The 12,216-nt window shown below is 71.4% G+C and carries 7 protein-coding genes; 3 read left to right on the top strand and 4 right to left on the bottom strand.

Features of this window, described 5'->3' with window-relative positions; genetic code table 11:
• Positions 1–160: 160 nt before the first annotated feature.
• On the bottom strand, positions 161–2,341 hold the full coding sequence (locus ACZ4EF_RS36400) for a hypothetical protein (protein ID WP_467508474.1): 2,181 nt from the start codon (positions 2,339–2,341) through the stop codon (positions 161–163).
• Positions 2,342–2,755: 414 nt separating this feature from the next.
• Positions 2,756–3,583 carry a peptidoglycan-binding domain-containing protein gene (locus ACZ4EF_RS36395; RefSeq protein WP_467508472.1) on the bottom strand — a complete coding sequence of 276 codons (828 nt, stop codon included), beginning with the start codon at positions 3,581–3,583 and terminating at the stop codon, positions 2,756–2,758.
• Positions 3,584–4,301: 718 nt separating this feature from the next.
• Between ACZ4EF_RS36395 and ACZ4EF_RS36390 the strand changes: the two genes are divergently transcribed.
• The 3 genes from ACZ4EF_RS36390 to ACZ4EF_RS36380 all read left to right on the top strand — a co-directional run bounded on the left by ACZ4EF_RS36390 (position 4,302) and on the right by ACZ4EF_RS36380 (position 8,087).
• Positions 4,302–4,490, top strand: a complete 189-nt coding sequence (locus ACZ4EF_RS36390) for a hypothetical protein (RefSeq protein WP_391050723.1) — start codon at positions 4,302–4,304, stop codon at positions 4,488–4,490.
• Positions 4,491–5,070: 580 nt separating this feature from the next.
• Entirely contained in the window at positions 5,071–5,619 is a 549-nt protein-coding gene (locus tag ACZ4EF_RS36385) for a hypothetical protein (protein ID WP_467508470.1), read from the top strand.
• A 326-nt stretch (positions 5,620–5,945) separates the two neighbouring features.
• Complete coding sequence (locus tag ACZ4EF_RS36380; RefSeq protein WP_467508468.1) at positions 5,946–8,087, top strand: SpoIIE family protein phosphatase; 2,142 nt, start codon at positions 5,946–5,948, stop codon at positions 8,085–8,087.
• A gap of 42 nt (positions 8,088–8,129) precedes the next feature.
• Here ACZ4EF_RS36380 and ACZ4EF_RS36375 read toward each other — a convergent pair whose 3' ends face one another.
• Both ACZ4EF_RS36375 and ACZ4EF_RS36370 read right to left on the bottom strand, forming a co-directional pair.
• The gene (locus ACZ4EF_RS36375) at positions 8,130–9,626 is read right to left on the bottom strand and encodes a hydrolase (protein WP_401855279.1); all 1,497 of its coding nucleotides are present in this window, start codon (positions 9,624–9,626) and stop codon (positions 8,130–8,132) included.
• A 366-nt stretch (positions 9,627–9,992) separates the two neighbouring features.
• Positions 9,993–12,116 (bottom strand): discoidin domain-containing protein, encoded by a 2,124-nt coding sequence (locus ACZ4EF_RS36370; protein ID WP_467508478.1) that lies wholly within the window; start codon positions 12,114–12,116, stop codon positions 9,993–9,995.
• Positions 12,117–12,216: the final 100 nt, after the last annotated feature.

Genomic DNA, 12,216 nt, shown 5'->3' with positions numbered 1-12,216 from the left:
CCCGCGTGGTCAGCGGGGGTGGGGCACGAAGTTTTTTGGGTGGGGAGGTTTTCCCCCCCCTGTCCTTCTTGTTCCCCTGTCCCCCGGCCACCTCTCCCCCCCCCCGGTACCGCGGGCGGGGCCGAGTACGCCCCGCCCGCGGGTGGTTCACTTTCCGGTGCTACTTCCTGGTGTGGTCGCCCGGTCCCACGGGCACGGCCTTGGCGACGCCCTTGGGCACCGGCAGATGGCCGACGGAAGCCTTGATCGTGATCGGCCCGAGCGAGACGTTCAGGTTGACCAGCGCGGGCACCGCGCCGGACGGCAGCGTCAGCGACACATTGCTCTGGAGCACGCTGGGCGTGGTCCAGCCGGACACCTTGCCCGCGTAGGAGGTGCCGAAGGCGGTCGTGCCGAGCAGTTGGGACTGGCGCGTACCGGCGGGCATCGTCGCGGTGATCTGCGTACCGCTCGGCGCGTTGACCGTCACCGCGTCACCGATCCGGTAGGCGGTCACCTGGCCGCCCTTCCACGCCGTATCCCACGCCGCCCTGCGCTGCAACTCGGTGGCGATGTCCGAGGTCCGCAGGTTGACGGTCGGGGTGCTGGCGGCGAACAGCGACGCGTAGTCGCTGAGGATGCGCTCCAGCACCGGGTAGGCGATGCGGCCCTCCGCGAGGTTGGACTGGTGCATGAAGTGCGGGCGCGGGTTGTTGGCCAGCACGTGACCGAGGTCGATCTTGGCCTCGAGCGGCACGATGTACGACGCGTAGCCGGTGTCGGTGTCCAACGGCGCGGTCAGACAAGTGGAGTTGCCCGAGGTCGCGCAGGCGCCGCTGCCGCCCTGGGCGGAGCTGGTGTAGATCCAGTTGTACTCGTCGGTCTCCTCCTGCGCCGTACCGGCGTTGTAGAAGACGTTCATCGGGAAGCGCGGCACGGTGACCGCGGGACCGACCTGACGCTGGCCCGGGTCGCGGGAGTTGTCGCTGGCCAGGTACTTCACGCCGAGCTGGGTCAGCGCGGGCGCGAGGTTCGGATTGTCGACCGGCTGCTGCGGCAGCACCTTGAGCCCGGAGTGCTCACCGGTCACCAGCTCCTGGTTGTTCAGCGACAGCCCGTGCGAGGCGGCCCAGTTGCGGTTGTCCTGCACCGAGGCCGTGATGTCGGCCTTGCTGACCCACTGGACATTCCCCGAGGCGTCCGTCCCGCAGACCCACGGCACCACGCTGACGTCCTGGACACAGCCGAGGAAGGGGTGCAGATACGTGTGGTTGACCCAGCGGTAGGCGCTCTTGTCGGCCAGGAGCTGGGTGGCCAGCGGGTCGACGGTGGTGTCGTGGTCGGCCTTCCAGTCCTCGCTGCCGCCGCCGTTGAAGACGAAGTCGAGGGTGAGGCCGTGCGCCTGCGACCACTGCTTGGCGTACTGCGCGTCCGCCGCGGTCATCCGGATCGGATCGGTGTCCTCACCGGTGCCGATCGGGCAGTCCACGTCGCCGGGCGTGCAGTTGAGGGTGGTGTTCCACCGGTCGTCGGCCAGGAAGATGTCGTCGACCTGCACCTCGAAGTAGTTGCGGTCGGCGCCGAGGTGGATGCCCTGGGTCATCCACTCCACGATCCCGCGCGCCAGCAGCCGGAACTGCTGCTGGTACTGGTTGTAGACGAATGGCAGCACCAACTCGCTGCGCCCGTCGTGGTTGTACTGCCCGACCAGCACACCGCGCGCCGAACTGTCCGGAATCGGCGCGTCGACCAGCGTGGTGAAGGTCGCCCCGGCGGTCTGGGTCGCCAGCGGCGTCGCGAGGAAGCCGTAACTCTCCGCCACGTTCGGGTCGTTGTCCTCGAAGGGAACCGCGCCCTTGAGGTAACCGAAGTCGCCCGCGGTGCCCTGCGCCGTCACCTGGCCCTGAATGCCGTCGAGTTGGCCGATGTACCCCGGATCCTGCGCGTAGTTCAGCCCGACGCCGGGCTGGGCGTAGGTGTACGCGTCCACCTGGCGGATGCCGAAGTCCGTCTCGTACGCCGCCAGTGCGGCCATCTCGGCGGAACCCGCCCCGAACGGGTTGTCGTTGGGCAGCACCACCGACTGGAACTTGGCGCGTGCCCGGCCGCTCACGGTGTCGCTGAGGTAGGCGGCGTTGATGGTCGGCCGGCCCGCCTGGTTGAGATCGATCCTCGTGTACGGGGTCCCCGCCCCGTCGAGTTCCGCGGTGATGGCCTGTGTCGCCGGTCCGCCGTCGTCGACGACCAGCACCCTCAGATCGATACGGGGCGGTGTCGCGGCCTGCGCCCCGCTCGGTGCCACCCCCAGGGCCACGAGAACCGCCGCTGAACTCAGAGCGGCAGCACGCAATGCTCTGCCCATAGTTTTCCTCCCCCGGAAGACGGCATGAATCGGCTCAGCGTCTTCCTACTGGCAGCGGCCGAATCCCGGCCGCAATTACGGGGACCATCGTGGGGCACGGTGCGGAGGACTTGTGACCATTCTGCGGAGGTGGCCGGAAGGCAGGGGACACCGAACGGCGTGACGCGCCTGCCCGACCCTTCCCACCTGCGAGTTTTCTGAATGACATGAGCACGGCGCGAAAGGATTATCGACCTGAATGATGAATCATCGCTCGGATTTGCGATTTTCTCGACCGTGGTGAGGATCGATCGTCCGCGTGGTGGAAAATGACCGGAAAATGATCGAATCGAATTCCCGGAGAACGAGGGGAATACGTGGGGCGTATAAGGCGCACAGCGGGGGCGTACCGGGGCGAGACCGTGCGGAAAGCGGTTACGGGGCCAATGCGGCGCGAGTGCAGGGGCCATAGACACCCGTGGGGTCACAGGTGATTCCGCGGTCCCGCTGAATCTGCGTCACACCGCGCACGGTGGCGTCGTCGCACACCCCGGTGGGCGACACATAGGTGATTCCCTGCGCGAACAGCAGCCGCTGAAGATCGGTCACATCCGATCCGGTGTCACCCGCCTGGAGTGTGCGGGGAGTTGGGGCCGTGGCGCTCGGCGCGGGGGAGTCGCTGGGGGCGGTGGTGGGCGGCGCGCCGGTCACGCTCGACCCCGGCGCGGGGGAGCCGTTCCCGTGTCCGGTCCCGGTTTCCGCTCCGCTTCCGGGCATCGCTGACGGCCCGGCCGGTGGCGTGGCCCGACGGGTCGGATCGCCGTCGGCGGCCGGGGCCCGGCCGGTGTGGCCGCCGGCCGAGGGCAGCGGTCCGGCCGCGTGGCCGGATATCCCGCCGCTGGTCAGCGGCCGGGCGCTGGAGGGCGGGGGAGCCGGCCGGTCGGGCGCCGTCGCGCCGGGCGACTGCGGCCACACCTGCCAGGCGATCACCGCCGCCACCGCGACCGCGGCGATGGACACGGCGCCGAGCAACAGCGGGCGCTCGCGCAGCCGTTCACGTCGGCCGGGCCCGCCACCGGGTCCTGCGGCCGCCGCGCGGCCGGTGTCCTCGGCCCCCGGCACGGGGAACACCACGTCGATCACATCCGGCGGCTCCTGGCCGCCGCCTCGGGACTCGGGTGCCGCGACCGCCGTCGCCGCGCGGTCCGGCCGGTACCGACGCTCCCCGTCCGCTGCCCGCCGCCCCGCCCTGTCGTCTTCCATGTCCATCACCGGTTTCACTCACGCCACTGCCGGATCATCCCCACCCGCGAAAACTTCCGCACCCCAGGGTGCGGTAACAAGGTGGCCCCGCCAAGGGGGCCTTGACATCCGCGGGCAAGGGTGAGCCATCGGGGAGCCGACGGGCCGAACCGGTTCCTCGGCGTCCCCTCTTTCGTATCAACAGGCGCAGCGGCACCGTGCGTGATCCACGGTTGTCGCCCGCGGCCGGGCCCGACGCGGCAGAATTATCGTTTCTGCTGCGCGTCCGGCCCGGCGACCGGCGGTGCGGCGGCGCTGCTCAGTACATCGACGGCGGCGGCGGGGGCGGCGCGGGACTCGGCTCAGGCGTCGGCGGCACCGGGTCGGGCGCCGGGCCGGGAGGCACCGGCTCGGGTCCCGGAGGTGTCGGCGTCGGATCCGGCACCGGGACCGGACCCGGGCCGGGGGTGGGACCGGGCACCGGCGACGGGAACGGATCGGGCCCCGGCGTCGGGAAGGGCTCGGGCACGGGGTTGGTCATCGCTGCCTCCGAAGGTCCTGGCGAGGGCCTCTTCGTGATCCTCGCCGACTGGACACGACACGTACCCGGTCATCGCGCGCCTATGCCGCACGCCCCCGCGCGCGCTCCCGTGGGAGTGAACCGCTCCGGCGCCCGCAACTGCGCGCCCACGGCGCGTTGTCTGTCCGGGGGACCGATCCACGGCGGAAGGAGCCGGTGATGGCAGAGGACTGGGAAGACCTTCGGGAACCTGGTGTGGTGCACGTCCTGATCACCGCGCGCGACGAGGCCAGCGCGTATCGCGTCTTCGACGCCCTGGTCGACCGCTTTCCCGCGGTCGGTCCACCTGCCCCGGCCCGCTCCCGGCCCGGCCTCGTCGTCCTGTCCGTCCTCACCCCCACCGCCTGACGCCTCCCGTCTCAGGGGTGCGGGCGGTGACCTTCGGGGGCGTCGTGCCTGGTCGCGCCTACGCGGCGGCAGCCGATCCGGGCCGGGACGTGCCCCGTAGGGGCGCGGGGAACTGCGCGACCGGCCCCCACCGGCGGGTGGTCCGGGGACCGACCGGAATGCCCCTCCGGGGCGGGTGGTGACGTGCGGGAGCATGGTGGCTGGTCGCGCCCACGCGGCGGCAGCCGCACATCGAACACGGCCCCGCGCACCTCACGACATGGCCTTGCGCAGGGCCAGGACACCTCGCGGCGGCCTTGGGGAACCGCGTTCCGCGCGGTGCGGGGACGGCGGCCGAATGGCCCATCGGGTGTTTGGGGGTGCGCGCCCGGCCACGGGATGGGGTGTCACCCGGATGGGTCGGAGGCCGGGGACGGGGCGGGCGGGGACAAGAGGGCGCGGCGGTACGGGGGTTGGGAGGAGCCGGGCGGCCGGAGGCGGCGGCAGGGAAGGCGGACAGCGACGGCGCCGGGTTGGGTGGGGAGCGTGCCGGTCCCCCCATGAGCGGTCGCCAGACCGCCCCGGTGCGTGGAGAGACCGCATGCGCTCTGGACGTGCCCCCGGACGGACAACGGCCGCCCTCGTCGCGGGAACGGCGCTCGCGCTGGCCCTGGCCGCACCCGCCGCGCGGGCCGACTCCGACCTCACGTCCTTCGGCTTCGGTGTCTCGCCGACCACCGTCGTGCCCGGCGGGAAGGTCACCCTCACGGCCACCGACTGCGCCGGCCAGGCGACCGCCTCGGCCCCGGCGCTCTTTGGCGACGTGACTCTCGGCAAGGGCGACGGGCCCGGGCAGGTCGCCACCGCCACGGTGGACGGCGAGGCCAAGCCCGGCGCGCGGTACGACGTGACCTTCACCTGCGGGAGCCAGCGGGGCACCGCCGCGCTGACCGTCGCGGCCGGTACGACGTCCACCGGTACGACGTCCACCGGTACGAAGCCGACCGCCGCGGTGCGGACCGGCGCGGTGCGAACCGGCCTCGGCGGCGATGTGTCCGCCCCGAACGCGCGGGAGATCCTGGCGGGCGGCGTCCTGGTCGCTGCCGCGGGCGTGCTCGTCGTCCGCCGCAGACGCGCCACCCGCGGCTGACGGCGTACCGCCGCCCGCGAGGCTCCCTCGCGCGGTCGTCCACGCGCACCTGACGCGCATCCCCACGGAGCCCCGACTGAGTCCTGCACGAGCGGCCCGTACGAGCGGCCCGTACGAGCGGCCCGTACGAGCGGCCTGCACGAGCGGCCCGTACGAGCCGCCCGCACGAGCCGCCCAGAAGGCGGAAGCGCGGCCCCGTGGCGGAATGTGGGACGCTGGATAATGTCCCTCATGGCGATAAATCATGCCAAAGCTATCCTGGTGGTCCGTGTGGCCCGCCTCGCGGATGTGGTCAGATGACCGCCGCCCGACCCCGGAGCAGGTGCATGACGGCACGCAAGCGGCCACCAGGTGGCGGCTACGACCCCCGCGTGGGGCCTTTCCCGACGGGTCTGCCGACGGCCCCGGAGATCGGCCCCGGGGAGCGGCTTGCCATGAACGGCATGGGCACCTTCGACTGGGACCTCGACCTCGGCACCTTCGACCTCGACCAGGCGGGACTCGACGTCTTCGACCTGCGCCCGGAGGAATTCGACGGCCGGATCGACTCGCTGGTGCTGCGGGTGACCCCGGAGGAGAGCGCCCGCCTCGACATCGCGCTGCGCAGGGCCCTGCAAGCGGGCCGCCGCAGCTACGGCGGATACTTCCAGGTCACCCGCAGGGACGGCGCCAAGCAGTGGACGCACACCCAGGGCGCCATCCTGCGCGACGACCTCGGCAACGCGTACCGCGTCCTGGGCATCGTCAGGGACGCGACCGCCGAGCTGACCCAGACCCCCGCGCCCAGCACCCCGCCCCCACGGCACGAGCGCCGCAGCCTGCCCTCGATCGTGCGCCGTACGATCGAGGCGCTGTCCACGGCCGTCACGGTCGACGACGTCATCGCGGTACTCACCGGCGCGGGCGGCCTGGAGCGCTTCGGCGCCGACGGACTGACGCTCGGCCTGATAGAGACCGGCAATCTCAAGGTGGTCGCCTTCAGCGGCCGGGAGATGTCCTTCTACGAGGGGCTGCGGCTGCGGCGGCTCGACGACTCGCTGCCGCTCACCCAGGCCGTCATCACGCAGCAGCCGCGGTTCGCCACGGACTTCCCGGCGCTGGCCGAGAAGTTTCCGCTGCTGCGCGCCCAGATGAAGCCCGGCGCGGGCGTCGACTCCGACAGCAACTTCGCGGCGGCCTTCCTGCCGCTGGTCGCCCAGGCCCGCTCCATCGGCGGCCTCGCGCTCTTCTACCACGACCGCACCGAATTCCGGCCGGAGGACCGCGAGCTGTACATGACGCTCGCGGGCATCCTGGCCCAGTCCCTCCAGCGCGCGATCCTCTTCGACCAGGAGCGGGAGTTCGCCACCGGCCTCCAGGCCGCGATGCTGCCCCGGCACATCCCGCGCGTCGACGGCGCCGAGATCGCCGTCCGCTACCACGCGGCGCGCAGCGGGCGGGAGGTCGGCGGCGACTGGTACGACGTGGTCGCGCTGCCGCAGAACCGGGTCGGCCTGGTCGTCGGCGACGTGCAGGGCCACGACACGCACGCCGCCGCCGTGATGGGCCAGCTCAGGATCGCCCTGCGCGCGTACGCGGCCGAGGGCCACCCGCCGTCCACCGTGCTCGCCCGCGCCTCCCGCTTCCTGGCGGAACTGGACACCGAGCGCTTCGCCACCTGCGCCTACGCGCAGATCGACCTCGCCACCGGCTCCGTCTCCGCCGCCCGCGCGGGCCACCTCGGGCCGCTGATCCGGCACACCGACGGGCGTACCGGCTGGCCGAATGTGCGCGGCGGCCTGCCGCTGGGCCTGGCCACCACCCTGGAACTGCACGAGTTCCCCGAGACCCGGATCGACCTGGTGCCCGGCGAGACGCTGGTGTTCTGCACCGACGGCCTGGTCGAGGAGCGCGGTCTGGACATCACCATCGGTATGGAGGCGCTGGCCGAGGCGGTGCACTTCGGCCCGCAGCCCGCCGAGGCGCTCGCCGACCACCTCGCGGAGAACCTCTGGGAGCGCTGGGGCTCGGGCGACGACGTCGCGCTGCTGATCCTGCGCCGCGCCCCCGACACCGGCACCCCGCGCGCCCCGCGGATGCACAGCTACGTCCACCAGGCCGACCCCGAGGGCCTGGCCGACGCCCGGTCCGCCCTGCGGCAGGCGCTCACCGACTGGGGCCTGGCCGACCTCGCCGACGACGTGGAACTCGCCGCGGGCGAGCTGCTGGTCAATGTGCTGCTGCACACCGAGGGCGGCGCCGTCCTCACCCTTGAGGTGCTGCCGGAACCGGTACGCCGGGTGCGGCTGTCGGTCCAGGACCGGTCGAGCGTCTGGCCGCGCCGCAGATCGCCCGGCGAGGCGGCCACCTCGGGCCGCGGCCTGCTGATGATCGACGCGCTCGCCGCCTGCTGGGGCGTGGAGCCGCGCGGCGACGGCAAGGCCGTCTGGTGCGAATTCGACCCGGACGAGACCGGTGCGGACGGCTGAGCCCCCACTCCCGGGACCCGGCCGCCCGTACCGCCGCCGCGCTCAGCTCACGTTCAGCGCCGTGTCGTCGATGACGAACGAGGTCTGGAGCTTGGAGCCCTCGGTCCCGGTGAACTTGACGGTGACCGTCTGCCCCGCGTACGCGCCCAGGTCGAAGGTGCGCTGCTGGAAGCCGGAGGCCGCGTTGACGTTGGAGTACGTGGCCAGGGTGCTCAGTACGGTGCCGGAGGAGTTCAGGACCTGCGCCTTGAGCGTGTCGTAGGCGGTGGTGCCCGTCTCCGCGGTGTCGATGTGCAGCCAGAAGCTCAGGCTCGCGGCGCAGCCCGCCGGGATGGTCACCGACTGCGCGACGGTGTCCGTGGTGGCGGTCCCGTAACCGTCGAGCCACGCCTTGTACGAGCCGCTGTGCGCCGCCTGCGACGCGTTGTTGTTGATGACGCCGCTGGTCGCCGTCCACGACGAAGTGCCGGACTCGAAGCCGGGGTTGGCCAGGAGCTGGCGCGCGGTGCAGGTGCCGCCGGTCGGCGGGGTGGTCGGGGGAGTGGTGGGCGGCGTCGTGCCGCCCGATCCCGAACCGGCCAGCCAGGCCGTCGCGTTGAGCGCGAGCGCGGCGTCGGTGCCCGCCGGGTCGTCCCAGCCGTTGTAGAGGGTGTTGCCCGACTGGCCGGTGCCGTCGTCGGCGGGTGAGCTGTCACCCCAGATCGCCACCCGGCCGCTGCCGAAGGTGCTGGTGACGAAGAACGCGCCGGTGTTGCCGGACGAACCCGTCTTGTACAGCAGCCCCTTGACGTTCGGATTGTCGGCGGGCTTGAGGGTGAAGGTGGTGCCGTCGCGCAGGATGCTGCCCGTCACATTGCCGAACGGGCCGTGCAGCACCGGGTTGGACGCGTCACTGATCGCCCGCGGATTGTCGGTGCTGATGTCCAGCAGGTCGACGGAGAAGCCGAACGGGTCGGTGTTGTCGACCCCGTTGCTGGTCAGCAGGTCGTTGATGACGCAGGGGGAGTCGCAGCCGTCGTTGTTGCGGTCGCTGTTGTTGTGGTCGGAGATCAGGAAGAGGCCGCCGCCGTTCTGCACGAATTTCATCACGGCGGTCTTCTCGGCCGCGCTCAGCTTCACGTTCGGCTCGGGCAGCACGAAGGTGTCGAAGTTGCTGAGGTCCTGGGCGTTGGAGCTGTTGCCGTAGGTGATCGTGCGGCCGGACGGCAGCGTGTTGAGGGTGTACCCGCCCGCCTTCTGGAGCGCGACGCCCCAGGCGGAGAAGGCGCCGGTCCAGTCCGTCTCCTTGGTGGGGTTGGCGTTCTGGCCGAGCGGGTCGGGCTGGCTCGTGCTGATGATCCAGTCGGCGTTCCCGGCCGTCTCGGCCTTGGTGTTGTCGAAGAGCACGCGGTGCGTCGTCGCCGCGGCCGGCGCGACCGGGGCGCCGGGGGCGGCCTGAGCGGAGCCGCCGCTGAGACCGGCCGCGCCGAGCGCGATCGCGCCCAGTGCGGCTGCCGCGCCGATCAGCACACGGCTGCGGGGCACACGGGTTCCAAGCATCCGTCAACCTCCAGGTGGGGGGCGGTCAGTGGGGGTGCGGGAGATGATTCTGCGCGCGTAGAACCTGTGACTGATGTGCCGTGCGTTACGAGCGGGTGAATGCTGCCGGTCGGCTCTCGCCGCGCGCGTCCGGTGGGTGGGGGCCGGAAACTCCGCGCGTCACTCTAGGCTCATGACGCGACCCTGACAACATTGCCGCCCGGTGCGCCGGTGCGCCGGAGCGCGGACCCCGGTCCCCGAACCCCCTGACCCCCGAACCCCCGGTCCGGCAACCCCCTGCCCCGGACATACGTCCGCCTCCCCGTGTGAACCGTCATCACATACGGGGAGGCGGACGCGCCTACCGCGGCAGGCGCGGCGTCGCGGTTACTGCGACACGCGCACGTAGTCGATCAGCATGCGCTGCGGGAAGACCGTGGTGGCGTCGGGAGCTCCGGGCCAGTCACCGCCCACCGCGTTGTTGAGGATGATGTAGAACGGGTGGTCGTACACCCACGGACCCCTGGTCGCCTCCACCGTCGCCTTGTCGGCGGTGAAGAAGGCATGGCCGTCCACCGAGAACGTCATGTGGTGGGAGTCCCAGTCCACGGCGTAGGTGTGGAAGTCCGAGGCGAAGTCGCTGCCCGCGAGGGTGTACGGGGACCCGTAACCGTTTCCGCCGTTGTAGGCGGGGGCGTGCAGCGTGGAGTAGACGGAGTCGGCGACCTTGCCGACGTGCTCCATGATGTCGATCTCACCGGAGTTGGGCCACGGCGTGCCCGTCTTGAAGTTGGACCCCAGCATCCAGAACGCGGGCCACAGACCCTGCGTGCCGCTCACCTTGATCCGCGCCTCGACGTGGCCGTAGGTGAAGTTGAAGTGGTCCGAGGTGTTGATCCGGCCCGAGGTGTACTGGTGGCCCTGGACGTTCTCCTTCCTGGCCTCGATGACGAGGTTGCCGTTGCCGTCCATCGAGGTGTTGTCGCCGTTGGTGTAGTACTCCAGCTCGCCGTTCTGCCCGCCGCCGATGTCCTGGGTCCACTTGCCGGTGTCCGGCTTGGTGCCCGCGGCGCCGTTGAACTCGTCGCTCCACACCAGGTGCGTGGGGTTGCCCGGGTCGGGCGGCAGGGCGGGCGGCGCGGTGGGGTTGCCGCCGGTGCCGTAGACGTCGAAGGTCCACAGCGAGTACCCGTAGCCGTTGCTGCGCGCGGTGCCGTACATCCGCACGTAGCGGCCGGTGCCGTCCACGTTCAGGGTCTCCTTGAAGCCCTTGCCGGTGGTGGTGGAGTAGATGCTCGTCCAGTTGGTGTTGTCCGGCGAGACCTGGATCTGGTACGCGGTCGCGTAGGCCGGGTCCCACTGGAGGACGACCTGCGTGATGTGCGCGGTCGCGCCCAGGTCGACGCTGATCCAGCCGGGGTCGACCCAGCCGTTGGTGTCGCTGGTCGCCCACCGGGTGGCCGGGTCCTCGTCGAACGCCTTGGCCGGCGTGCAGCCGACGCAGCTATTGGCGTTCTGGTAGGTCGAGGCGGAGGCCGGCTTGTTGTACGACAGCAGGACCGCGCCGCCCGGCGGCGTGGTGGGCGGGGTGGTCGGGGGTGTGGTGGGCGGAGTGGTCGGCGGGGTCGTGCTGCCGCCGCCACCGGTGAAGATCTGGAACTCCCAGAGCGAGACGCCGTATTGGGTGGCGCGCGCGGTGGTGTAGACCCGGACGTAACGGCCGGTGCCGGTCAGGGTGATCAGCTCGGTCGCGCCGGGGCTCGTGGTGGTGGAGTAGGCGTTCGTCCAGGTCGTGCCGTTGGCCGAGACCTGGATCTGGTACGCCTTCGCGTACGCCGTCTCCCAGCTCAACTGGACACCGCAGACGTTCTGCGAACTGCCCAGGTCGACCTGGAGCCACTGCGGGTCGGCCGCCGTGCTGGACCAGCGGGTGCCCATGTTGCCGTCGACCGCGGCGGAGGCGGGAGTGCCCGCGTTCTCCGTGGACGAGGCCGTCGCGGGCTTGTTCAGCGCGGAGTTGGCCGTACCGCAGGCCGCGTTGCCCGTGCCGGTGGAGCCGTAGACCTTGAACTCCCAGAGCGAGACGCCGTATTGGGTGGCGCGCGCCGTGGTGTTGATCCGGACGTAGCGTCCGGAGCCGGTGACGTCGAGGGTTTCGGTGCCACCGGCGCCGGTCGTGGTGCTGTAGACGTTCGTCCAGGTCGTGCCGTTGGCCGAGACCTGGATCTGGTACGCCTTCGCGTACGCCGTCTCCCAGTTGAGCACCACCTGGGAGAGGGTGGACGTGGCGCCGAGGTCGACCTGGAGCCACTGCGGGTCGGCCGCCGCGCTGGACCAGCGGGTGCCGAGGTCGCCGTCGACCGCGGCCGACGCGGGCGTGCCCGCGTTCTCCGTGGAGGAGGCGGTGGCCGGTTTCGCCTGCGAGAGCAGGGTGCCCGCGGCCTTGGCCGGAGTCTGTGAGACCGCCAGCGCGAGCGTCGCGACGAGGGCCGCGACGAAGGCGAAGATCAGCGATCTGGGGAATCGTGTCGTGGGGGACGGAAGGGTCTGTGGGGGGTTGCCGATCACGGCGTCTCCTGATTGGTCGCCGAGCGAGAGAGCGCTCTCTGAA

It is taken from the genome of Streptomyces sp. NPDC025721 (assembly GCF_055558595.1).
The sequence above is the reverse complement of the archived record's forward strand: the minus strand, read 5'-3'. Positions and strand labels throughout refer to the sequence as shown.